The organism is Methylobacillus flagellatus KT, from assembly GCF_000013705.1.
In the GTDB taxonomy this organism is placed as follows: domain Bacteria; phylum Pseudomonadota; class Gammaproteobacteria; order Burkholderiales; family Methylophilaceae; genus Methylobacillus; species Methylobacillus flagellatus.
Map to the genome: position 1 here is coordinate 1,392,999 of NC_007947.1, position 22,307 is coordinate 1,415,305.

Here is a 22,307-nt window from a genome sequence, read left to right on the forward strand (position 1 = left end):
TGTTTAAACTACCTGTCAAAAAATCACCCTGGCCATCGCGTTTAGGACTGCCGTTGGTATGGGCTGCTGTGCCCGGTTTTGGCACAGATGCCCGTGCCAAACGGCATGGCCGACCAGCAACACATGGAGAAATAAGGATCAAGGCAGAAACCGCGAAGCGGCGCGGTAAATGGCAGGGGCCCACGCAGTGGGAAGGAAGCCGTTTAAGGAGCGGCCTTGATGCTTATTTCTTCATGTGGTTCCCGCGAACCTCGGGAATGCCTCAACTATGAGCATCAAGAAAACCCCTTCCGGCTGGCTCGTCGATATCCAGCCCGGTGGCCGAGGAGCGAAGCGCTTCCGCAAGACCTTGCCCACCAAAGCTGAAGCTTTGGCCTGGGAAGCCTGGGTCAAAACTCAAGTCATCCAAACCCCAGCATGGCAACCACCCAAAAAAGACAAACGCAGACTCAGCGACCTGGTCGACCTCTGGCACGAACACCACGGCCAGCACCTCAAATCAAAGAATACACTCCCAAAACTGAAGAACATCTGCAAAGCCCTGGGCAACCCCTTTGTGGATGACTTCAATGCAGAACAATTTGCAGCATATCGTGCAAGACGTCTTGAGGCGGGCATATCAGCCAATTTCATCAACCGTGACTATGCCTACCTGCGGGCCGTATTCAACGAACTCAAAAGACTAGGCTACTGGAACAAAGAAAACCCGCTATCCAAAATCCGGCAATTCAAAATCGAAGAAAAAGAACTTGCCTACCTCACCCAAGACCAGATCAGGCAACTATAGGCCTGCCTGAATGGTGACGCACTCCTCATCATCAAAATATGCCTCTCAACAGGAGCCAGATGGAGCGAAGCAGAAAGCCTCAAAAACACCCAGGTCAAAGACGGCATGATCCACCTGAGCCGCACAAAATCCGGCAAGAACCGCTCAATTCCCATTGATGCAGCCCTCTATGCAGAACTGGCAAACCTCAAGCCAAAAACACTAGGCGGCAACCTCTTCAAGCCAGCCTACAACCAATTCAGGCACGCCGTTGAAAAAAGCAACCTCCAACTCCCACAAGGCCAACTATCCCACGTGCTGCGCCATACCTTCGCCAGCCACTTCATGATGAACGGTGGCAACATCCTCGTATTGCAACGCCTGCTTGGCCACTCAACACTCACCATGACCATGCGCTACGCACACATGGCACCAGATCACCTGCAAGAAGCAAAGACCCTCAACCCGCTGGCGAAATTGACTCTTTATTGACACGAAGGGGAAGTGCAGAAGGAAGTGAAAAACCTAAGTGATTGATTTCTCTTGGTGCCCGGGGCCGGAATCGAACCGGCACGCCCAAGGGGCGAGAGATTTTAAGTCTCTTGTGTCTACCAATTTCACCACCCGGGCAGGAAGTGCTTGAATCGCACCGAACGGAGCGAGGGCGTATTCTATCATCGGATAACGATGCTTGAGTAGCTGAAAATGATCAATCCTAGAACGGGGGCTGTGTTCAGCAGTATTTAGCCATCGACATGGATGTGGAGCAAAATGAAATTGACCGGGGCATTTGCTGATCTCGAGTGCGGGGAGATCATTCCATGGTGAGTCCAGTACGGTTCAATTTAACGCTATTGTAAGTTTATTGATAATGCATCTGCTTGGTGAAGTAATACTGTTAAAAGCCGATGGAATAACCAATAAATCCAAGTGGCTGCGCTCTCGTTTCTACAATGGGGCTATCCGCTTGTTCATTGCCTAAGCGGTTGATAATCAGGCCGAAGAACAAGGCTTGATTTTCTTTTACACTGTAAATGCCATTGACCCCTATTTGGTATTGAGTTCCAGCGCTCGCTTGATAGGCATGGCGCCCGGGCCTGACTTCATCATTGTCTACGCCAAAATAATAATCATTGAACTTCTTGTTGTTCCATTGAATGCCAACGAGCCCATTGATGCGGAGTTGGCTGGATCGATACAGGCTGCGAATGAACTGTAGCTGAATATTCTGCCCGTTGCTTGCATTCCCGGCATCAAACCCCCATTGCGCGTTTATCGTTCCGTAGTCTGTTTGCCAGCGGAGGATCGGGCCGACATCTACCGAGAAGTCGCGATCATGCATGCCTTTGGTCCGGCTATTGTCATCAGCATCCCAACCAAACCTGGCATCTGCTGACAATCCAAACCTGAGTCTTTTATCTGTGGAATCCAAAAGCCAAACGCCGGCTTGTAGGCCATTGATATAGAATCGGTCAGCATAATTGGCATTGATGACCGGTAGTACCAGTGTCCGGAAGCTTTTGGAGCCAGATGCCTCAGGAATCATGCCGATCCCGATCCCATACATGTTTTTTTGACGAGGCATGGCAGTTTCGGTTTGACGGTCAATCTTGGGTTCGGCCAATACGTTTGTGCTAGTCAATGCCACAGCAATCAATCCCACCATGCATTTGATTTTATTCATCAATTTTCTTTCTTCTCTCGTTTAAGGGATAAGGCGCGTGCTTGTGTTTTGATTCGGCCATCATGTTCGGTCAGGGTGTGTGAGATGATTCAGGATAGCCCCACCGTCTGTCAACCATATTGCAAGTGATGAATGATAGGTGCATGGAGATTGACTAGATTGTAGTAGGTGCAGAGCGGAAGTTTGAGATGCTATCGGCTGGGAATTCTTTAAACCCTCCAGATTGTGCTGATCGCACTTCAGCCTTGATACCACTGACCAGCACGATTCTCTTATGCAGTTTCCTGAACCTTGCCCGTCATTGGAAGTCTCTTGAAGATAATGCTCCGTCCGGTTTTCATGAAAAAAATCATATTGTCAGTGCTCTTGCTCTCATTGGGTGCATGTGCCGGGGCTTTGCTGCAGAGAACTGCAAGCACTCCCGTGCCGCCAGATCGGGTGTATGCATCGTATCCTAAATTCTTTACAGGCGCCTATGTCACTGTACGCCGGGATCCTTCTCCTAAAGAGATCGGAATCGGTTGTGAGAACGAGCTGTATATCGATAATGTTCGCTCTTTCACCATCATGCCGGGGGAGTATGTGACGTTCTTCCTCACCGACGGCAAGCATGTACTCAAAGTGGATACTGGGCGTGGTTCTTGCCAGGGTCGGCCGGGTGCTGTAGAGATCAATGTTTCGAACGGGATTTCCCAGGAATACAAGATTTTCAGCCCACCTGGGGATGTGCTGCGATTATTCCGTATCATGTAATGTAAAAGGCATTGTGGTTCCTTTCCCTGCAATGTTTTCAAATGAAAAAAATGATAATCTTGTGTTTCGCGATGGAAGTTGTCACGGTTGACCATATATATTCAGTCAGGAGATTTAAATGTTAAAGAAAACGCTCGCCATCTCTATGCTGGCTATGCTAGGTAATGCGTATGCCGCTACGCCTTCCGATGAGCTGATCTTCAAGTTCATGGAGGTGTCCAACGTTAAGGGTGCCCTGGAAACTATGCGGGCCAATGCCGATACGGCATTGCGCAACAACCTGCTGCAGTCGCTGCAATACCAGCAATTGAACGACAGGCAAAAAAAGATTGCGGAGGAGGCCAGTGAGAAAGTGGTGAGGATACAGCAGGAAAACTTGTCTTATGACGCGATCATCAAGCTGGTGCTGCCCTTGTACCGCCGTACATTCACCCAGGATGAGCTGCAGGCCGCCATCAACTTCTACAGTTCGCCTGCTGGAAAGTCTATCAATCAGAAGATGCCACAACTGGCAGCTGAGTCGATGAAGTTGACCAATGAGCTCAACCAGAAGGTCATTCCGCAATACCAAAAAATTGCCCAAGAGGCGGTGGAGCGTATCAAGCAGGCAAATTAGCGGGTACAGCGGATGGATGGACTCAATCCGCTGATTCCGGTAGTGGCAGGTGACTTTCTTCTTTAGGGAGGGTGTGGATTTGTTCAATGTGCGGCTCCGTCCGCAGCATCATGATAGCTTCCAGGGCTTTGTGCTCGTCGAGGGGAGGTTCGTCTGGCTGCAGCAAGGACTGCCAGTGCGATTGCACAAAATTTTTGGCCTGCCGTGTTTCATGTTGCAGGTCCACTAATAATGGCAGCCGTACGGCGCCGGTATTGGAAAGAGCAAACAAGCCGATTGCCATCGTCAGCAGGACCATGATCCATTGGATGCGCGCGCTGTCGCGATGCCTGCGGTTTTCTTCCTGGAAATCGCTCAAGCTTTTCCAAGCCAGGCCTGTGACCTTATATTGACCCTTGGCAGTCATTTCCAAATCATGCGTTTCCACTAGGGATGCCAACTGGTATTTCATCTTCTGAAGGTGCCAGTTGCGGTCTTCCTGCGTGAAGCATAGGTAGCCGACCATTTCCGCCATGAGTTCGTTGAGTGTAAATGGGGTTTCGGAGACCGCTTTGTGTGCCACGATGTACTTGAGCAGGTCGTAGCGTTCACGAGTTTCCGTCGGCCTGCGGTTGAGGAAGACATTGCCTAGGAAATGCTTGATATTGGCGCCCCATCGATGGAGCGGGGTAAGGATGAAGGGAAGCGCCAGCAATAGCCGCCCCAGCGAAGTATAGCGGCGGAAGCGGTTGTTTCCCGCGACCGTATAACGGTATTCGACCACAATATTCTGGTAAGGGAAGCGCTCTACCGGGCTGGCAATCACATTGCGGGAAAGTGCGCCCTCGGGATTGAGAGACTGGCCATATACATTGCTGCCATCCACCGCCAGGATTTTTTGCACGCCGTAGTGCGATGTCGTGGCGATGATGTTGAAGGAGCGTTCGCGCCTACCAAGCAACATGATCATGAGCAGCCAGAGGTTAAGCTTCATCGGGAAGGTGGCGAAATCATCTTGGTTGTCTTGAGAGTTGGATACTTTACACTGAGTTGATGTTTTGATGAAATGGGTTTACCCAATAGTACTAATGACCGTGGGCTGGTCAAATAAAAAGCCTGCATCGGCAGGCTTTTTATTTGAATCAAGAGCGGTCGGGTTAAGGTTCGATTAATTCGCCAGAGCGCGCTCGATACGCTCCAGCGCCTTCTTGAGGTTGTCCATCGAGGTGGCGAAGGAAATGCGGAAGTAGCCCTCGGCACCGAATGCGGAGCCTGGCACCACAGCAACACCTTCTTGTTCGAGCAGGTATTCGGATAGGGCCATGTCGGTGGCTTGCTTGATCTTGCCTGCGGCAAACAGGTTGTGGATGGCTTCGCGTGCATCGGGGAAGGCATAGAATGCGCCGCCCGCCTTGATACACTTCAGGCCCTTGATCTCATTGAAGCGCTTGACGACGAACTCGTGCCGTTCGCGGAAAGCATCCAGCATCGGCGTGATGCACTCCTGCGGGCCTTCCAATGCCGCCTGGGCCGCCACCTGGGAAATCGAGGTCGGGTTGGAGGTGGATTGCGACTGCAGGATTTCCATGGCCTTGATGATCTTGGCCGGGCCTGCGGCATAGCCGATGCGCCAGCCGGTCATGGAGTAGGCCTTGGAAACGCCATTGAGTACGATGCAGCGCTCCTTGAGTTCAGGCGCGGCATTGAGGATGTTGTAGAACTTGTCGCCGGTGAGATTGACGTGTTCATACATATCGTCGGTAGCCACCAGAATGTGTGGGTGCTTCTTCAATACCGCGCCCAGGGCCTTGAGCTCTTCAAGGCTGTATACCGCGCCGGTCGGGTTCGAGGGCGAGTTGATCATGAACAGCTTGGTTTGCGGCGTGATGGCGGCTTCGAGCTGCGCGGCTGTGAGTTTGAAACCTTGCTCGATACCACATTCGATGATGACAGGCTTAGCCCCCGCAACCAGGGCGATATCGGCATAGGACACCCAGTAGGGCGCAGGTACGATCACTTCATCACCCGGGTTCAGTACGGCGAGCGCGAGGTTAAAGATACATTGCTTGCCGCCCACGCCGACGATGACTTCCTTCTCCGTGTAATCGAAGCCGTTCTCCTTCTTGAACTTGGCCACGATGGCTTTCTTCAGGCCAGGAATACCAGCGACGGGGGTGTATTTAGTGAATCCTTGGTCAATCGCTTGCTTAGCTGCGTCCTTAATGTGTTGTGGCGTATCGAAATCCGGTTCGCCTGCGCCCAGGCCGATGATGTCGCGGCCCTCCGCCTTAAGTTTTGCGGCTCGAGCAGTAACAGCCAGGGTGGGTGATTCTTTGATGGATTGAACGCGCTGCGAGAGTTCCAAGATCTGAAATCCTATAGAGAAATAATGAAGACGATGGCAGAACGTTAATTTTACTCATATTATCCGCAATGCGGAATACGGAACCTAACGATATTTTGACGGGATGCACGCTAATTTGTTATATGGCGAGCATGGGGTCGCGATCATGGAGTGCCATCGATGTGGCATCACCCGTTCGCTTGAATGCTCTGGTCCTGCTCTTTGGGGTGTGATGGCACCAGGCTTCAGGCTGGTTTACAAGAATCTGTGGCAACAGGCGCGCAGAATCCGTTGGCCTGTTAGAATCTCAGTTCATTCTCATTGGTGATTGATGTGATTGTCACTTTTCCCAACAGCAAATACAAGCTTTTCCAGCCTTTCCCTCCAGCAGGCGACCAGCCGGCGGCAATCGAAGCGTTGACGGCTGGGGTGAACGAAGGACTGAAGTTCCAGACATTGCTCGGTGTGACGGGCTCCGGCAAGACGTATACCATGGCGAATGTCATTGCCCGCACGGGTCGTCCTGCGATTGTGATGGCGCCGAACAAGACATTGGCCGCTCAGCTGTATTCGGAATTCAAGGAATTCTTTCCGCAGAATGCCGTGGAGTACTTCGTCTCATACTATGACTATTACCAGCCGGAAGCCTATGTGCCTTCGCGTGACTTGTTCATCGAGAAGGACTCCAGCATCAACGACCATATCGAGCAGATGCGGCTGTCTGCCACCAAGGCTTTGCTAGAGCGGGAAGACAGTATTATTGTTGCCACGGTATCAGCGATTTACGGTATTGGTGATCCTGGTGAATATCATGGCATGGTGCTGCATATCCATCTGGGCATGAAAATCAGTCAGCGCGATATCGTCAACAAGTTGATCGCCATGCAGTATGAGCGCAACGACTTTGATTTTTCCCGTGGTACATTCCGTGTCCGCGGCGATGTGCTCGATGTGTTTCCTTCGGAAAACAGTGAAACCGCAGTGCGCATCAGCCTGTTCGACGACGAGATTGAGAACATTACCTTGTTCGATCCATTGACCGGGCAGATTTTCAACAAGATCCACAATTTCCGCATCTTTCCGTCGAGCCATTATGTGACGGCACGCGAGGCCACGATCCGCGCGATGGAAACCATCAAGCAGGAGTTGCGGGAGAGGGTGGATTTCTACATCAAGACCGGTAAGCTGGTAGAGGCGCAACGCATTGAACAGCGTACGCGCTTCGACTTGGAGATGCTCAACGAAATCGGCTTCTGCAAGGGGATCGAGAACTACAGCCGGCACTTGACAGGCAGGCAGCCCGGCGATGCACCGCCGACATTGATCGACTACCTGCCCAAGAATGCGCTCATGATCATCGATGAGAGCCATGTCACTGTGCCGCAGATTGGTGGGATGTACAAAGGTGACCGTGCGCGCAAGGAAAACCTGGTCGATTATGGCTTTCGCCTGCCGTCGGCCATGGATAATCGGCCGCTCAAGTTCGAAGAGTTCGAGCGCATCATTCCGCAATGCATTTTCGTGAGTGCGACACCGGCAGAGTATGAAGCCACGCACCAGCAGCGCATCGTTGAACAGGTGGTGCGGCCTACAGGACTGATCGATCCAGAAATCATCGTCAAGCCTGCGGATACACAAGTGGATGATTTGCTGTCTGAAATCAAGCTCAGGGTCGAAGCAGGCGAGCGCGTATTGGCCACGACGCTTACTAAACGTATGGCGGAAGATCTCACGGACTACCTGTCAGAACATGGCGTGCGGGTAAGATACCTGCACTCCGACATCGATACAGTAGAGCGCGTGGAAATCATCCGCGACCTGCGCCTGGGCGAGTTTGACGTGCTGGTGGGCATCAACCTGTTGCGCGAAGGTCTGGATATTCCCGAAGTATCGCTGGTGGCAGTGCTTGATGCTGACAAAGAGGGCTTTCTGCGCTCAGAGCGGTCATTGATCCAGACTGCCGGGCGCGCGGCCCGCAACCTCAATGGCAAGGTCATCTTTTATGCCAACAAGGTGACGCGATCCATGAAGCTGGCAATGGACGAAACCCAGCGCCGTCGTGCCAAGCAGATGGCTTTCAACGCCGAGCACGGCATTACGCCTAAAGGCGTCAACAAGCGTATCAAAGACATCATTGAAGGTGTCTACAGTAAAGAAGACCATCAGCGGGACCGCAAGGTGGCCGAAGAGCGGGCCAGTTATGCCCAGATGACCGAAAAGCAGTTGGTCAAGGAAATGAAGCGTCTGGAGAAAGCCATGCACGAGAGCGCAAAAAATCTGGAGTTTGAAAAGGCTGCCGAGTATCGCGATCAGCTGAGAAAGCTCAAGAATAATTTCTATGGTGCGGAAGTGACGGATGAGTTGGCGGATTGAACCGTGCGGCAAACCCCTACGTATGTTGAAGGCATAAGCTGGGGTTCCTCGGAATAAAGTGTATGTTCCTCAAAAGAAAAAGCCCTGATAAGTCAGGGCTTTTTTTTAATGCTGCTTGAGCTTATTTCTGAGTTTCCACCATCACCAGCTCTTCGCTGACTGCGGCTTCCTTGGCCGCTTTTTGTTGCCAGGCTGCAGGTTTGCGAGGGGCGCGAGGCGCAGGCGCTTCCTCAACAGCGATGACTGCTTGAATGGCTTCGGCCTTGGTTTCTACCAGTTGCAAGCCAGAATCCATCAAGTCGGCCGGCTTCTCTGCTTCAACCTTGCGGCGGCGAGGTGCACGGGGCTTCTTTTCAGGCTTCGCAGCTTCAGTAGGCGCTTCATCCGCCAACGCCTCAAGAGGTTTTTCCTGCTTGGTATCAGCAGGACTCTCGGCTAAAGGCTCGCTCAAGTGAGCTGATTTTTCTTCCTTGGTCCGAGTTTCCTTAACTGCCGTTGCATCAATGGCAGGCAGGCTTTCTTCAGTCACGACCACATCTTTCCTGATGGCGGGCGCAGGCGCTTCCTTTTGGGGCGCAGCTTCAGTTGCAGTATGGACCGTCTCGGTGTTTTCCTTCACCTGGGTGATGGGCGCTGCTTCCGGGGTGGTGGGGGCTGTCTTGGCCTCCACTGGTCGCTCAGCTGCCTCAACGGATGCAATAGGTGCTGCGGCTGCGGCATGCAATTCTTCCGCTGCTTGCTGGCGGTTTTCGCGGTTTGCATTGTCGCTGCGGGGCTGGCGCTCGCGGCGGCCGTTGCGTCCGCGGCGGTTGCCACGTTGTTCGCTGTTGGCCTCTATAGGAGTTTCAGACTGCAGCGATGGGGTGGGCTGCGGCTGTTGCACCTTGGGCTGGCGCTCGTTGCGCTCCGGACGCTCGGCTCTTTCTTGACGGCCTTGAGCGGCGCGCTGTTCTGCCTGTTGCGGGCGGCGCTCCTGTTGACTCCGTTGTTCCTTGCGCTGCTCTTGACGCTGCTCGTTTTGCATCTGTCGATCGTTGCCGGTTCGTTCGCTGGCGCTACGCTCGTTACGCCTGTTGTTGCGGCGTGGGTTCCGGTTGCTGTCGCGCTGCTGGGTTTCTTCCTGTGGCTTGACTTCGGGTTTGGGCGCAGCGACGCTGGCTAGCCAAGACTTGAAGCGATGGAGCAGGGATGTGCTGCTGGGTTTTTCTTTTTCCCTGGCTGCGGCGGGTGCGGGAGAAGCTGGGGTAATCCCCTTGACGGCGGCTTCGGCTTTTGCAGGCTTTGGTTCCTGGGCGAGTGCCGTCTCGAGAGTCTCGGACGGCAGCTCAACCATTTCATAGCTGGCCCGGCCTGTTTCTTCCACATCATCATGGCGAATGCGCAGGATGTTGTAGTTGGGAGTCTCCATGTGGATGTTGGGAATCAGCACTACCTGTACGCCCATGCGCTGCTCGATCTTATGGATTTCCGAACGCTTTTCGTTGAGCAGGAAAGTGGCTGCTTCGACAGGAAGCTGCACTTGAATGATGGCGCTGTTCTCTTTCATGGCTTCTTCCTGCGTGATACGCAGGATATGCAAAGCGGTCGACTCTATGCCACGAATATGGCCTGTGCCATGGCAACGCGGACAAGGGATATGGTTGCTTTCGCCGAGGCTGGGGCGTAGGCGCTGGCGCGAAAGCTCAAGCAGGCCGAAGCGCGAGATCTTGCCGGTCTGCACACGAGCGCGGTCATGGTGAAGCGCTTCACGTAGACGGTTTTCGACTTCGCGCTGGTTGCGCTGGTTTTCCATGTCGATAAAGTCGATGACGACAAGGCCGCCCAAGTCGCGCAGGCGCAGTTGGCGTGCGACTTCGTCCGCAGCTTCAAGGTTGGTGTTGAATGCAGTCTGCTCGATGTCGCTGCCCTTGGTGGAGCGGCCAGAGTTGACGTCTACGGATACCAGGGCCTCGGTATGGTCAATGACGATCGCGCCGCCGGAAGGCAAGCGCACTTCGCGCGCAAAGGCGGACTCGATCTGGTGCTCGATCTGGAAGCGGGAAAACAGCGGGATTTCATCACGGTAGAGCTTGACGCGCGATACATTGTTCGGCATCACGTGGTTCATGAACTGCACGGCTTGCTCATAGATGTCGGGCGTGTCGATGAGAATCTCGCCGATATCCGGCTGGAAATAGTCACGGATCGCGCGAATGACCAGGCTGCCTTCCTGGTAGATCAGGAATGGGCCGCTCTGGATGGTGGAGGCGCTTTCAACGGCAGTCCATAGTTGCAGCAGATAGTTGAGGTCCCATTGCAGTTCTTCCACACTGCGACCAATCCCTGCGGTACGGGCAATGATGCTCATGCCGCTGGGGACTTGCAGCTGCGCCATGGTGTCGCGTAACTCGTTGCGCTCTTCACCTTCGATACGGCGGGAAACACCGCCACCCCGAGGGTTGTTCGGCATCAGCACCAGGTAGCGTCCAGCAAGCGAGACAAAAGTGGTGAGCGCAGCTCCCTTGTTGCCGCGCTCGTCCTTGTCTACCTGCACGATCAGCTCCTGGCCTTCCTTCAGCACATCCTGGATGCGTGGGCTGCGGCCTGCATCGCTATCGTTCAGGAAGTAACTGCGGGCGATTTCCTTGAAGGGAAGAAAGCCATGGCGGTCGGTACCGTAATTGACAAAAGCGGCTTCGAGAGAAGGTTCTATACGGGTGATGACACCCTTGTAGATGTTGCTCTTGCGTTGTTCTTTGCCTGCGGACTCGATATCAAGATCGATGAGTTTCTGTCCGTCGACGATTGCGACGCGTAGTTCTTCTGATTGCGTCGCATTAAATAGCATGCGTTTCATTGTGTACTCCCGCGCTCTTCAAGCGGGCAGCAGGCCGTGCATGGCTTCTGGGGCAGCAGCGGTATGACTGAAACTTCCATGTATGCGCCTGCTCAATGAGGCAGGCGATAACAACACGATACGAGCAGATCAAAGTCCGCAAGAGGTAACGCGAAGCAATAGTTTCTCAATTTTTCAGCTAGGCAGTTCTTTGCCTTCAGGCTGCTTTTTCCTTATATGCGTTTTTAGTGCAGTTTTGAGGTGTCGTCTTGGGCCACCCGGAAAAAGATTTTCTAATACTGTTGTGCCACAGTATCAGCTTGAATTTGTTAACGAAAGCTTTCGTAAACTATTGGGTCTAAACCCCGGTACGTCTATTTCTGTCTCGGATTAGCCGTCATTATCGGCTAATATGCTATCTATTCAGTATATCCTGGGCTGTTGCGCCACATGAGCTGTATCGGTCTGCGGCGGCTAGAGCGCATCTATTTAGTTGTTGCAAATCGCTACTTGATGTTGATTGGCGAGCGAGTTAACCAAGGTATTTTTTTGTTCCAGTTGTCATTCTTGAAGAAGCGCTTAGCGCATTGACCTCAAGATGGTCGTAGTATAGGTGAGATGATTCATTTAAGCAAAACAAGAAATCAATATAACCCTGCCGTCGTCAACCTGCTCACCATTGATGAAGCTAGTGAAGGCCAGCGTGTTGATAATTTTCTGGCAAAGATACTCAAGGGTGTTCCTAAAAGTCATATTTATCGCATTCTGCGTAGCGGAGAAGTTCGCGTCAACAGTAAGCGCGTGGATTCAAGCTGTAAGCTCAATCTGGGTGACCAGGTGCGCGTGCCGCCGGTGCGTATGGCGCAGCCGCAAGCCGAATCGGTCGCAAGGCCGCAGGCTTCCAGGTTTGAGGGCGCCATTATTTTCGAGGACGAGGCATTGCTGGTCATCGACAAGCCGGCTGGGTTCGCCGTGCACGGCGGCAGCGGCATTAGCCGCGGGGTGATCGAGCAACTGCGCCTGGAACGTCCGCATGCCAAGTTCCTCGAGTTGGTGCACCGCCTGGACCGCGAAACCTCCGGCGTGCTGCTGCTCGCCAAGAAACGCGTGGCGCTGGTCAATCTGCATGACGCCATCCGAAACAACCAGACCGACAAGCGCTACCTGGTGCTGGTGCATGGCAAATGGACCGACCAGAAGCGCCGGGTCAAGTTGCCTCTGCATAAATTCGTACTGCCAAGTGGGGAGCGCAGGGTGGCCGTGCAGGATGGCGGCCAGAATTCCGACACTATCTTCTACCTGCGCAAGCCCTTGGGGGAGTTCACCTTGTTGGAAGCCCAACTTGTCACCGGTCGTACCCACCAATTGCGCGTGCAATTGTCGCACCTGGGTTTCCCGATTGCCGGTGATGATAAGTATGGTGACTTTGCCCTGAACAAATCCTTGCAGAAGCGTGGTTTGAAACGCATGTTCCTGCATTCTGCGGAAACGAATTTACGACATCCCGTGAGTGGAGAAAAATTGAAATTGATCGCACCTTTACCTGATGAGCTTAATAAATTTATTGAAATGCTGAGCGTGGAGTCCAAGCATGGCTAAGCGGTTTGACCTCATTGTGTTCGACTGGGATGGCACGCTGGCCGACTCTACACAGATCATCGTCGATAGCATTCGCAGGGCTGCCGTGGAAACCGGCCTGAAAGATCCTGGGCAGGAAGCGGCAAGCAGCATTATCGGTTTGGGGCTGCGCGAGGCGATCGAGCAGTTGTTCGGTGTGATGACGCAGGAGCAGATCCAGCAGATGGCAGCCCGCTACAATATGTATTACAACGCACACCAGGATGACGTCGTGTTGTTCGACCATGCGTACGACACTGTGCGCAGGCTCAATGAGCAGGGTTATATGCTAGGGGTGGCCACCGGCAAGGGGCGTCGCGGATTGAATCATGCGTTGGCCCATAGCGGCCTGGGAGAGTTCATCCATGCCACGCGTTGTGTCGACGAGTGTCCTTCCAAGCCACATCCGCAGATGCTGCTCGAGCTCATGGGCGAGTTTGGCGTCGAGCCAGAACGCACATTGATGATCGGGGATACCAGCTTCGATTTGCAGATGGCACAAAATGCCAAGGTATCCAGCCTGGGGGTGACCTATGGCGCCCATCCATTGGAACGTCTGCTCCCACATTCTCCACTGGCGCATTTCGATGATTTTGCTACACTCAGCCAGTGGCTGCAGGAAAATGCCTGATTGGCCTGAGCGCTGATCTGGAAGATGGCGGCTGCGGCATACTTCAAGCTGCCGGAACTTGGCTGCCCCATGTCCCTGGATTAAACGCTAAAGGCCCATGTCCATGCTAACCAGCGTGCGCATATCCCATTGGCGCCGAACTGGAACCATGACCAGTTTTCTGATGTCAGTGCGCAGTACCTGATCTGCGCTGACCATGCTGCGCATGTTTTCGGCCGGACATAGGGAATTTGTGTAGCGAGGCCATGCCATGGATAGCGCTTGCGCCTGTTCATGTCGAAAAGCAACAACACAACATATTGATCAACCTGGAAAGCTTAATGAATGTCTGACAACTATCCTAACGGCTCCAACTGGGAGCGTGAAACACTGCATCAGCTTGCCTTGGCTACGGTCAAGGAGCAACGGCGTTCGCGCCAATGGGGTATTTTCTTCAAGTCACTTGGGTTCCTTTACCTGTTCATTATCCTGTTCTACATCACAGGGTGGAATGAAGGTCGATCTGCCTCGATGGAGCATACGGCATTGATTGATATCGATGGTGTGATCGGTAGCGATGATGTGGTGAATGCGGATAGTGTGATTGCAAGCCTGAAGTCCGCATATGAAAGTAAGGGAACCAAGGGCATCATTCTGCGCATCAACAGCCCTGGCGGCAGCCCGGTCCAGGCCGGCATCATTAATGATGAGATCAAACGCCAACGCAAGCTGCACCCTAATATCCCGATATATGCCGTGGTGCAGGATGTATGTGCATCTGGCGGCTATTACATCGCAGTGGCAGCGGACAAGATTTTCGTCGACAAGGCCAGCATCGTCGGCTCGATCGGTGTATTGATGGATGGGTTCGGTTTTACGGGTGCCATGGACAAGGTTGGCGTAGAGCGGCGACTGATGACGGCAGGGGAGAATAAGGGGATGCTGGATCCATTTTCGCCTGTCAGTCCAAAGCACAGGGAATTCGCTCAGCAGATGCTGGACCAGATCCATGCCCAGTTTATTGCCGTAGTGCGGGAAGGCCGCGGGAAGCGTCTCAAGGAAACGCCTGAAACATTCAGCGGCTTGTTCTGGAGTGGTGAAAGCAGTGTGGCCATGGGGTTAGCCGACGGCTTTGGTAGTTCTGACTATGTAGCGAGGGAAGTGATCAAGCAAGAAAACCTAGTTGACTTCACTGCCAAGGAGGGGTTGGCTGACCGGTTTGCCAAGCGCCTAGGGGCAAGCGTGAGTGCGAGTGTGCTTGGCAGGAAGTTCGGTTTGGAATAACTGCACGCGTAGCGGTGCTCAATCAATAAGAAAGCCACGATATTTCGTGGCTTTCTTAATTTCTATTGTCTTGGACGGTGGGCTTGTTTAGGTGCCCGAGGATTGTGTCCGCGATTTGAAGTAATTCATCAGGCCATTGGTCGAGCTGTCGTACTCAGTCGATGCCTGATCTTCGCTCAGCTGAGGCAGGATTTTCTTGGCAATTTGCTTGCCGTATTCTACGCCCCATTGGTCAAAGGAGTTGATGTTCCAGATGATGCCTTGCACGAATATCTTGTGTTCGTAGATCGCGATCAGCTTGCCCAGGGTCTTTGGCGTCAGCTTGTCGAACAGGATGGTGGTGCTTGGGCGGTTTCCCTCAAAGACTTTGTGCGGCAGCAGGGTTTCCAGCGCTTCACCAGTCAATCCTTGCGCAACCAGTTCGGCCTTGGCTTCATCCAGTGTCTTGCCCTGCATGAGCGCGCTGGTTTGCGCGAAGCAATTGGCCAGCAGGATGAGGTGGTGTTCATTGCCATTTTTGCCCATGCTGTAGTGGCTCTGCAGTGGCATCATGAAATCGCAGGGGATCAGACGGTTGCCCTGGTGGATCAGTTGGTAGAACGCATGCTGGCCGTTGGTGCCAGCCTCGCCCCAGATGATGGGGCCGGTGGTGCATTGCACAATGCGGCCGTCTCGGGCGACAAACTTGCCGTTACTTTCCATATCGGCTTGCTGCAGGTAGGCAGGGAAGCGGGCAAGCCCCTGGTCGTAAGGCAGGATGGCGAGGCTGTCTGCACCGAAGAAATTGTTGTACCAGATGCCCAGCAGCGCCATGATCACGGGAATGTTCTGCTCCAGCGGCGCATTCTTGAAATGCCGGTCGATTTCGTAGCCGCCTTGCAGCAACTCCTCGAAATGATCCATGCCGATGTAGATGGCAATCGAGAGGCCGATTGCGGACCATAGGGAATAGCGCCCGCCTACCCAATCCCAGAATTCGAACATATTGGCGGCATCGATGCCGAACTTGCCGACTTCGTCCGCATTGGTGGAAATCGCGACGAAGTGTTTTGCAACGTGCGCCTCATCCTTGGCTGCCTGCAGGAACCAGCTGCGGGCAGAGCGCGCATTGGTCATGGTCTCCTGGGTGGTGAAAGTCTTGGAAGCGACGATGAACAAAGTGGTTTCCGGATCGCAGCGTTCCAAGGTCTGGGCGAGGTGGGTGCCGTCGATATTGGACACGAAATGCGCGTTCAGCCCAGCCTGGGCATAAGGCTTGAGCGCCCCGCACACCATGACTGGGCCGAGGTCCGAGCCGCCGATGCCGATGTTGACGACATCGGTAATGCGCTTGCCTGAGTAGCCTTTCCATTCCCCAGAGCGGATGCTGGTGCTGAATTTACGCATCTGGGCCAGTACGCGGTTGACGTCGGGCATGACATCCTTGCCATCCACATATACGGGCGTATTGCTACGGTTGCGCAAGGCGGTATGTAGTACAGCACGGTTTTCCGTAAAGTTGATCTTCTCGCCCGCGAACATGCGGTCACGCCATTCCTCGACCTTGGAGTCGCGCGCGAGCTTGAACAGTAGCGGCAGGGTTTCATCCGTGATGCGGTGCTTGGAGTAGTCCAGCAACAGGCCTTCCGCTTCCAGGGAGAACTTTTCGAATCTGCGCCCATCCTTGGTAAACATGTCCCGCATCTGCAGGGGGAGGACTTCTTGATAATGGGCACTGAGATCATGCCAGATCGGACAGTTTGTTGGATTTGTCATTGCGGGTTATGTGGTTATTGGTAGTCTTTAAAGTGGTTTGGCCATCTGTCTGTTTGCGAGGCTTGGTGTTGAGCTGGCATCTCATCCGATGCAGCTTGACGTATATGTATGACCAAGTTCAATCCTGACGATTCTATTCAATTCTGAGTAAATAGACAATTTTAGTATTCAGCACTTTCCTCAGGATGCCCGAGGCGGTGTAGGTTGTGATTGATTCATTGACGTTTTTAGGCTATAGTCGCCGGTTTTCCACCTTGCCTCACCGTTGCGCATGCGGGAGGCTATCAATCCAAAAGGAGATTCTATGCGACATTATGAGATCGTTTTCATTGTCCATCCGGACCAGAGCGAGCAAGTACCTGCCATGATCGAGCGTTACCGTACGCTCGTGACTTCGAATGGCGGTACCATCCATCGCCTGGAAGACTGGGGCCGCCGCCAGCTGGCTTACCCAATCCAGAAAATCCACAAGGCACATTACGTGCTGATGAATATCGAAGTCAGCCAGGAAGTATTGAACGAACTAGAGCATGCATTCAAGTTCAACGATGCAGTATTGCGTCACCTGACCCTGAATACCGACGAAGCTGTGACTGCGCCATCCCCAATGATGAAGGAAGAGAAGTCCAAGTCATTGCTGGCCAAGGACGAGGCTGCTGCACCTGCACCTGCGCCCGCAACAGAGCAGGCCACCGCTTAAATAGTGAGCTTGAACAGGCTGGAGTTGGACGGCGAGTTCACGCAATTGGCGGAACTGCGCTACACCCCGGCAGGAATACCAGTATCGAGCTTCGTCCTGAAGCATGTGTCTGAACAGGTCGAGGCGGGAATGAAGCGCAAGGTTGAATGCGACGTGTCAAGCATGGCGATGGGGCCACTGGCACTGGAAGCGCAAAACATCAGCGAGGGGTCGAGTGTGAAAGTGACCGGGTTTCTCGCAAAGCGCAGCCTCAAGAGTTCGCAGCTGGTATTGCATATACAAACATTGGAAAGAATTATCTGAAAGGTTTTCATCATGGCACGTGACATGTTCAAACGCCGCCGCTACTGCCGCTTCTCGGCAGAGGGCATCAAGCAAGTGGATTACAAGGATGTTGATCTGCTGAAGGACTTCATCAACGAAAACGGCAAGATCATCCCAGCCCGTATTACTGGCACCAAGGCCAAGTATCAGCGTCAGCTGACGACTGCAGTGAAGCGCGCCCGCTTCCTTGCCCTCCTGCCATACACTGACAAGCACTAAGAGGTGACGCCATGCAAGTTATTTTGTTGGAAAAAGTAGTTAACCTGGGCAATCTCGGCGACATCGTCAAGGTAAAGGACGGCTATGGCCGCAACTTCCTGATACCTCAAGGCAAGGCAAAACGTGCGACAGAAGCCAACAAGGCAGAGTTCGAGGCACGCCGCGCCGAACTGGAAAAACAGCAGGCCGAGCAGCTGGCTGCCGCGCAAAAGCGTGGCGAGAAGCTGGCTGGCTTCATGCTGCAAGTGACTCAGAAGGCTGGCGTCGACGGCCGCTTGTTCGGGTCTGTGACCAATGGCGATATCGCTGAAGCGCTGACTGCTCAGGGCTTCGAAGTTTCTAAATCCGAAGTGCGCTTGCCAGAAGGTCCGCTCAAGGCGATTGGCGACTACCAGGTTCACATTGCGCTGCACCACGATGTTGTTGTCGAGATCACTGTTTCCGTGCTCGGCGAGTAATACTGCATCCGGCTTTCAAGCCATCGAAAGGGCTGCCATCGGCAGCCCTTTTGTTTTGAAGATTCCAGCGCATATTGCCGAGAACGGGCAACCAACCCGCAAGCCTAATTGTTATAATGCGCCATGGCTGACGACACACTAGAATCCCTGAAACTTCCCCCGCATTCCGTAGAGGCAGAGCAATCAGTATTGGGCGGCCTGCTGCTTGAAAATGAGGCGATGGACCGCATTGCCGATATCCTCGGCGCCGACGATTTCTACCGGCATGATCACAAACTGATCTTCCAGCACATCAGCCGCCTGTTCGAGCGCAGCAAGCCCGCCGATATCGTGACCGTGGCCGAGTCGCTGGAGAATTCGGCTGAGCTGTCCAGTGTCGGCGGGCTCGCATACCTCGCTGCATTGGCCCAGAATACCCCGACTGCAGCCAACATCCGCCGCTATGCGGAAATTGTGCGTGAGCGCTCTGTGATGCGCAAACTGGTCGAGGTGGGTTCCAGCATTGCGGAGAGTGCCTATAATCCGTTGGGCCGAGATGCCCAGCAGCTGCTGGATGAAGCAGAAGCCAAGATTTTCCAGATCGCGGAAGGTGGCAAGCGCTCGACCCAGGGCTTTCTCGATATGAAGACCCTGTTACCGCAGGTGGCCGACCGTATCGACTATCTTTATCAACGCGACAATCATACCGATGTCACCGGTATACCGACTGGGTTTACTGACCTGGATGCGATGACTTCTGGCATGCAGCCCGGAGACTTGATTATCGTCGCAGGCCGTCCTTCCATGGGCAAGACCTCGTTCTCGCTCAATATCGCCGAGAATGTCGCCCTGGACACTGGATTGCCCGTCGCTGTCTTTTCCATGGAAATGGGGGCGACACAGTTGGTGACCCGGATGATCGGCTCCGTTGGCAAGCTTGATCAGCATCGCATGCGCAACGGTAACCTGGAGGATGAAGACTGGGTGCGCCTGACGACGGCGCTGGGCAAGCTCAACGAAGCGCCCATCTACATCGATGAGGGCGCTGGCCTGAGTTCATTCGAAGTGCGCGCGCGAGCGCGACGCCTGCATCGGCAGGTCGGCAAGCTTGGCCTGATCGTGATCGACTATCTGCAGCTGATGACAGGTGCCTCATCCGGCGGCGGCAGGAGCGAGAACCGCGCCACGGAAATTTCCGAAATCTCGCGCTCGCTCAAAGCCCTGGCGAAAGAACTGGACGTGCCCCTGATCGCGTTATCCCAGCTCAACCGCAGTGTGGAGCAGCGGCCAGACAAGCGACCGGTCATGTCGGACTTGCGCGAGTCTGGCGCGATCGAGCAGGATGCCGACTTGATCCTGTTCATCTATCGCGATCAGGTCTACAACCCGGATAGCCCGGACAAGGGCACCGCCGAGATCATCATCGCCAAGCAGCGTAACGGTCCGATCGGCCGCGTGCGTCTGACCTTCCTTGGCGAAAACACCCGCTTCGAGAATTTCGTGGGGCAGTATCAAGATAATTATGGCGAGTAGGCATGCGTGCGACCACAGCGACGATTGACCTGGGCGCGCTGCGCCATAACCTGAATCTCGTACGCCAGCGTGCGCCGGGCTCCAGGGTGCTGGCGGTGGTCAAGGCGGATGCCTACGGACACGGCCTGCTGCGGGTTGCGCCGGGGCTGGCGGAGGCCGACGGTTTTGGCGTATTGCGCCTGGAAGAGGCCCTGGCATTGCGAGAGGCGGGCTATCGCCAACGCCTGCTACTGCTGGAAGGAATATTCAGCATGGATGAGCTGGGCGCCGCCGCCCAGCACGGCATCAGTGTTGTCGTGCACAACGCACAGCAGCTCGCCATGTTCGAGGCAATGGCAGCTGCCTCCGTCAAGCCTATCTCGGTATTCCTCAAAATGAACAGCGGCATGAATCGACTGGGATTCAAGTCTCAGGCCTACAAACAAGCGTTGCAGCGGCTGGAGGCTTGTCCTGTGGTAGCAGACGTCAGCTTGATGACGCATTTCGCCACAGCGGATGAAGAGCGGGGCATTGCCGACCAGCTCAAGGAGTTCGATGCTGTGACGGCAGGCTGGCACCATCCCGTCAGCCTGGCCAATTCTGCCGCAATCTTGCGTTTCCCGGAGGCTCATCGCGATTGGGTGAGACCCGGCATCATATTGTATGGCGCATCCCCGGTTTCAGGCGTCAGTGCGGCCAGTTTCGGGCTGCGGCCCGCTATGCGTTTCACTAGCGAAGTGATCGCAGTGCAAACGCTGGAGGCCGGGGATATCCTCGGATACGGTGCGCGTTTCACCGCTACGCAGGCAACCAGGGTCGCGATTGTCGCCTGCGGATATGCGGACGGCTATCCGCGCCATGCGCCCAACGGTACGCCTATCGCCATCGACGGGCATCGCACCCAAACCCTGGGACGCGTCTCCATGGACATGCTGTTTGCCGACATCAGCCAGTTGCCCGATGCCGATGTCGGCAGCCAGGTGGAACTCTGGGGCGAGGTTGTGCCTGTGGATGCCGTTGCCGAAGCCGCGGGTACGGTAGGGTACGAGTTGTTGTGCGCGGTGGCGCCGCGCGTGGTGTTCAAGGTGACAGGCTGATGGCGAAGGCAAAAACGGCGTATAGCTGTACCGAGTGCGGCGGACAAACCCCGAAGTGGCAAGGGCAATGTCCCTCGTGCATGGCATGGAATACATTGGTCGAAAGCGTGGTGGAAGCTGCCCCCAGCCAGAACCGTTATGCCGCGCTTGCGCAATCCAGCGGTTTGCAGAAGTTGGCCGATGTCGAGGCTGCGGATGTGCCGCGCCACCCAACGGGCATCCACGAATTCGATCGGGTTCTGGGTGGGGGGCTGGTGCCGGGCGGCGTGGTGTTGATCGGGGGAGATCCCGGCATCGGCAAGTCCACCTTGCTATTGCAGACCTTGTGTCATATCGGCGGTATGCGCAAGGCCGTCTATGTCTCAGGTGAAGAGTCCGCACAGCAGATCGCCATGCGTGCCAAACGATTGGGCCTTGACGCCGGTCCGGTCGAGCTGCTGGCGGAAATCAGCCTCGAAAAGATCTTGGCTATCCTGCAGCAGCACAAGCCCGAAGTGGCTGTTATCGACTCGATACAGACCTTGTACTCCGAGGCCTTGCAATCTGCGCCTGGTTCCGTGGCGCAAGTCCGGGAATGCTCCGCCCAGCTGACGCGTTTCGCCAAGCAGACCGGTGTGACCATGATTTTGGTCGGGCACGTGACCAAGGAGGGATCTCTCGCCGGACCACGCGTCCTGGAGCATATAGTCGATACCGTACTGTATTTCGAAGGGGGCCAGAACTCCAGCTTCCGGCTGGTGCGCGCCTTCAAAAACCGTTTTGGCGCCGTGAACGAACTGGGCGTGTTCGCCATGACCGAGAAGGGGCTGCGCGAGGTCAGCAATCCTTCAGCGTTATTCCTGTCGCATCATGCAGAACAGGTTGCAGGTTCCTGCATCACCGTAACGCAGGAAGGGAGCAGGCCGCTCCTGGTGGAAGTGCAGGCACTGGTGGACGAGGCGCATGCGCCCAATCCCAAGCGCCTGTGCGTCGGCCTGGAACAGAACCGGCTTGCCATGCTGCTGGCCGTCCTGCACCGCCATGCCGGCGTAGCCTGCTTTGACCAGGACGTATTCATCAATGCCGTTGGGGGCGTCAGGATCAGCGAGCCTGCTGTGGATCTCGCCGTGCTGCTTGCAATTGTTTCCTCACTAAAAAACAAACCCCTGAACAATAAATTGATCGTATTCGGCGAGGTTGGCCTGGCAGGCGAGGTCCGCCCGGTGCAGCGCGGCCAGGAGCGCTTGCGGGAGGCCGCCAAGCTCGGCTTCACCCACGCCATCGTTCCCAAGGCCAACTTGCCCAAGCAAGTGATCGATGGCTTGGACGTCAAAGGAGTGGAGCGCCTCGACCAGGCTTTGCAGCTGTTGCGTAACGGGTGAGCCATTAGGCTTATGATTTATTACGATAAATGAAGAATGATGCTGTCATTATCCATCGACC

At 54.6% G+C, this 22,307-nt stretch carries 20 protein-coding genes and 1 tRNA gene; 15 read left to right on the plus strand and 6 right to left on the minus strand.

Translation table 11 applies throughout. The features are described 5' to 3' along the window. Positions 1 to 268 precede the first annotated feature (268 nt). Together MFLA_RS14865 and MFLA_RS14870 are read left to right on the plus strand one after the other, a co-directional pair. On the plus strand, positions 269 to 787 hold the full coding sequence (locus MFLA_RS14865) for a phage integrase (RefSeq protein ID WP_011479535.1): 519 nt from the start codon (positions 269 to 271) through the stop codon (positions 785 to 787). A gap of 105 nt (positions 788 to 892) precedes the next feature. Continuing rightward, a complete protein-coding gene (locus tag MFLA_RS14870) occupies positions 893 to 1,258 on the plus strand; it encodes a tyrosine-type recombinase/integrase (protein ID WP_011479536.1) in 366 nt (121 codons plus the stop codon). Between the two features lie 52 nt (positions 1,259 to 1,310). On the opposite strand, the gene MFLA_RS06720 is transcribed toward MFLA_RS14870, so the two are convergent. Then, positions 1,311 to 1,396: transfer RNA gene (locus MFLA_RS06720), tRNA-Leu, on the minus strand. Between the two features lie 268 nt (positions 1,397 to 1,664). Further along, positions 1,665 to 2,450: a MipA/OmpV family protein gene (locus tag MFLA_RS06725; RefSeq protein ID WP_011479537.1), complete on the minus strand. Its 786-nt coding sequence runs from the start codon at positions 2,448 to 2,450 to the stop codon at positions 1,665 to 1,667. Positions 2,451 to 2,789: 339 nt separating this feature from the next. On the opposite strand from MFLA_RS06725, the gene MFLA_RS06730 reads away from it, so the two are divergent. Both MFLA_RS06730 and MFLA_RS06735 read left to right on the plus strand, forming a co-directional pair. Continuing rightward, positions 2,790 to 3,203: a hypothetical protein gene (locus MFLA_RS06730; protein WP_195742110.1), complete on the plus strand. Its 414-nt coding sequence runs from the start codon at positions 2,790 to 2,792 to the stop codon at positions 3,201 to 3,203. Positions 3,204 to 3,321: 118 nt separating this feature from the next. Next, positions 3,322 to 3,819: a DUF2059 domain-containing protein gene (locus tag MFLA_RS06735; RefSeq protein ID WP_011479539.1), complete on the plus strand. Its 498-nt coding sequence runs from the start codon at positions 3,322 to 3,324 to the stop codon at positions 3,817 to 3,819. Positions 3,820 to 3,841: 22 nt separating this feature from the next. On the opposite strand, the gene MFLA_RS06740 is transcribed toward MFLA_RS06735, so the two are convergent. Together MFLA_RS06740 and MFLA_RS06745 are read right to left on the minus strand one after the other, a co-directional pair. Beyond that, positions 3,842 to 4,792: a hypothetical protein gene (locus MFLA_RS06740; protein WP_011479540.1), complete on the minus strand. Its 951-nt coding sequence runs from the start codon at positions 4,790 to 4,792 to the stop codon at positions 3,842 to 3,844. A gap of 174 nt (positions 4,793 to 4,966) precedes the next feature. Further along, complete coding sequence (locus MFLA_RS06745; protein ID WP_011479541.1) at positions 4,967 to 6,163, minus strand: pyridoxal phosphate-dependent aminotransferase; 1,197 nt, start codon at positions 6,161 to 6,163, stop codon at positions 4,967 to 4,969. Between the two features lie 312 nt (positions 6,164 to 6,475). Between MFLA_RS06745 and uvrB the strand changes: the two genes are divergently transcribed. Continuing rightward, complete coding sequence (gene uvrB, locus MFLA_RS06750; protein WP_011479542.1) at positions 6,476 to 8,515, plus strand: excinuclease ABC subunit UvrB; 2,040 nt, start codon at positions 6,476 to 6,478, stop codon at positions 8,513 to 8,515. A gap of 121 nt (positions 8,516 to 8,636) precedes the next feature. On the opposite strand, the gene MFLA_RS06755 is transcribed toward uvrB, so the two are convergent. Beyond that, positions 8,637 to 11,351, minus strand: a complete 2,715-nt coding sequence (locus MFLA_RS06755; protein ID WP_011479543.1) for an Rne/Rng family ribonuclease — start codon at positions 11,349 to 11,351, stop codon at positions 8,637 to 8,639. Between the two features lie 597 nt (positions 11,352 to 11,948). Between MFLA_RS06755 and MFLA_RS06760 the strand changes: the two genes are divergently transcribed. From MFLA_RS06760 to MFLA_RS06770, 3 genes are all read left to right on the plus strand, one after another. Then, positions 11,949 to 12,929, plus strand: a complete 981-nt coding sequence (locus MFLA_RS06760; RefSeq protein ID WP_011479544.1) for an RluA family pseudouridine synthase — start codon at positions 11,949 to 11,951, stop codon at positions 12,927 to 12,929. Continuing rightward, entirely contained in the window at positions 12,922 to 13,578 is a 657-nt protein-coding gene (locus MFLA_RS06765; protein WP_011479545.1) for an HAD-IIIA family hydrolase, read from the plus strand. Before MFLA_RS06760 ends, MFLA_RS06765 begins: the two co-directional genes overlap by 8 nt. A 324-nt stretch (positions 13,579 to 13,902) precedes the next feature. After that, the gene (locus MFLA_RS06770) at positions 13,903 to 14,841 is read left to right on the plus strand and encodes a S49 family peptidase (protein ID WP_011479546.1); all 939 of its coding nucleotides are present in this window, start codon (positions 13,903 to 13,905) and stop codon (positions 14,839 to 14,841) included. Between the two features lie 87 nt (positions 14,842 to 14,928). On the opposite strand, the gene pgi is transcribed toward MFLA_RS06770, so the two are convergent. Then, entirely contained in the window at positions 14,929 to 16,596 is a 1,668-nt protein-coding gene (gene pgi / locus MFLA_RS06775) for a glucose-6-phosphate isomerase (RefSeq protein ID WP_048811607.1), read from the minus strand. Positions 16,597 to 16,900: 304 nt separating this feature from the next. Between pgi and rpsF the strand changes: the two genes are divergently transcribed. The 7 genes from rpsF to radA all read left to right on the plus strand — a co-directional run bounded on the left by rpsF (position 16,901) and on the right by radA (position 22,246). Continuing rightward, positions 16,901 to 17,296 carry a 30S ribosomal protein S6 gene (rpsF, locus tag MFLA_RS06780; protein ID WP_011479548.1) on the plus strand — a complete coding sequence of 132 codons (396 nt, stop codon included), beginning with the start codon at positions 16,901 to 16,903 and terminating at the stop codon, positions 17,294 to 17,296. Positions 17,297 to 17,305: 9 nt separating this feature from the next. Continuing rightward, positions 17,306 to 17,599: a primosomal replication protein N gene (priB, locus tag MFLA_RS06785; RefSeq protein ID WP_048811608.1), complete on the plus strand. Its 294-nt coding sequence runs from the start codon at positions 17,306 to 17,308 to the stop codon at positions 17,597 to 17,599. Positions 17,600 to 17,611: 12 nt separating this feature from the next. Beyond that, on the plus strand, positions 17,612 to 17,839 hold the full coding sequence (gene rpsR / locus MFLA_RS06790) for a 30S ribosomal protein S18 (RefSeq protein WP_011479550.1): 228 nt from the start codon (positions 17,612 to 17,614) through the stop codon (positions 17,837 to 17,839). Between the two features lie 11 nt (positions 17,840 to 17,850). After that, positions 17,851 to 18,297 carry a 50S ribosomal protein L9 gene (rplI, locus tag MFLA_RS06795; protein WP_011479551.1) on the plus strand — a complete coding sequence of 149 codons (447 nt, stop codon included), beginning with the start codon at positions 17,851 to 17,853 and terminating at the stop codon, positions 18,295 to 18,297. Positions 18,298 to 18,420: 123 nt separating this feature from the next. After that, positions 18,421 to 19,809, plus strand: a complete 1,389-nt coding sequence (dnaB, locus tag MFLA_RS06800) for a replicative DNA helicase (RefSeq protein ID WP_011479552.1) — start codon at positions 18,421 to 18,423, stop codon at positions 19,807 to 19,809. Positions 19,810 to 19,811: 2 nt separating this feature from the next. Then, positions 19,812 to 20,885, plus strand: coding sequence for an alanine racemase (gene alr / locus MFLA_RS06805; protein ID WP_011479553.1), 1,074 nt, complete (start codon positions 19,812 to 19,814; stop codon positions 20,883 to 20,885). Continuing rightward, a complete protein-coding gene (gene radA, locus MFLA_RS06810; RefSeq protein ID WP_011479554.1) occupies positions 20,885 to 22,246 on the plus strand; it encodes a DNA repair protein RadA in 1,362 nt (453 codons plus the stop codon). The genes alr and radA overlap by 1 nt, the downstream gene beginning before the upstream one ends. The last annotated feature ends 61 nt before the right edge of the window (positions 22,247 to 22,307 follow it).

Coding starts and splice junctions, on each gene's coding strand:
- MFLA_RS06770 (WP_011479546.1), top strand. CDS start 13,903: ATGTCTGACAACTATCCTAACGGCTCCAACTGGGAGCGTGAAACACTG.
- rpsR (WP_011479550.1), top strand. CDS start 17,612: ATGGCACGTGACATGTTCAAACGCCGCCGCTACTGCCGCTTCTCGGCA.
- MFLA_RS06730 (WP_195742110.1), top strand. CDS start 2,790: ATGAAAAAAATCATATTGTCAGTGCTCTTGCTCTCATTGGGTGCATGT.
- MFLA_RS06760 (WP_011479544.1), top strand. CDS start 11,949: ATGATTCATTTAAGCAAAACAAGAAATCAATATAACCCTGCCGTCGTC.
- alr (WP_011479553.1), top strand. CDS start 19,812: ATGCGTGCGACCACAGCGACGATTGACCTGGGCGCGCTGCGCCATAAC.
- MFLA_RS06735 (WP_011479539.1), top strand. CDS start 3,322: ATGTTAAAGAAAACGCTCGCCATCTCTATGCTGGCTATGCTAGGTAAT.
- MFLA_RS06725 (WP_011479537.1), bottom strand. CDS start 2,450: ATGAATAAAATCAAATGCATGGTGGGATTGATTGCTGTGGCATTGACT.
- MFLA_RS06765 (WP_011479545.1), top strand. CDS start 12,922: ATGGCTAAGCGGTTTGACCTCATTGTGTTCGACTGGGATGGCACGCTG.
- rplI (WP_011479551.1), top strand. CDS start 17,851: ATGCAAGTTATTTTGTTGGAAAAAGTAGTTAACCTGGGCAATCTCGGC.
- radA (WP_011479554.1), top strand. CDS start 20,885: ATGGCGAAGGCAAAAACGGCGTATAGCTGTACCGAGTGCGGCGGACAA.
- MFLA_RS14870 (WP_011479536.1), top strand. CDS start 893: ATGATCCACCTGAGCCGCACAAAATCCGGCAAGAACCGCTCAATTCCC.
- MFLA_RS14865 (WP_011479535.1), top strand. CDS start 269: ATGAGCATCAAGAAAACCCCTTCCGGCTGGCTCGTCGATATCCAGCCC.
- MFLA_RS06755 (WP_011479543.1), bottom strand. CDS start 11,351: ATGAAACGCATGCTATTTAATGCGACGCAATCAGAAGAACTACGCGTC.
- MFLA_RS06740 (WP_011479540.1), bottom strand. CDS start 4,792: ATGAAGCTTAACCTCTGGCTGCTCATGATCATGTTGCTTGGTAGGCGC.
- rpsF (WP_011479548.1), top strand. CDS start 16,901: ATGCGACATTATGAGATCGTTTTCATTGTCCATCCGGACCAGAGCGAG.
- pgi (WP_048811607.1), bottom strand. CDS start 16,596: ATGACAAATCCAACAAACTGTCCGATCTGGCATGATCTCAGTGCCCAT.
- dnaB (WP_011479552.1), top strand. CDS start 18,421: ATGGCTGACGACACACTAGAATCCCTGAAACTTCCCCCGCATTCCGTA.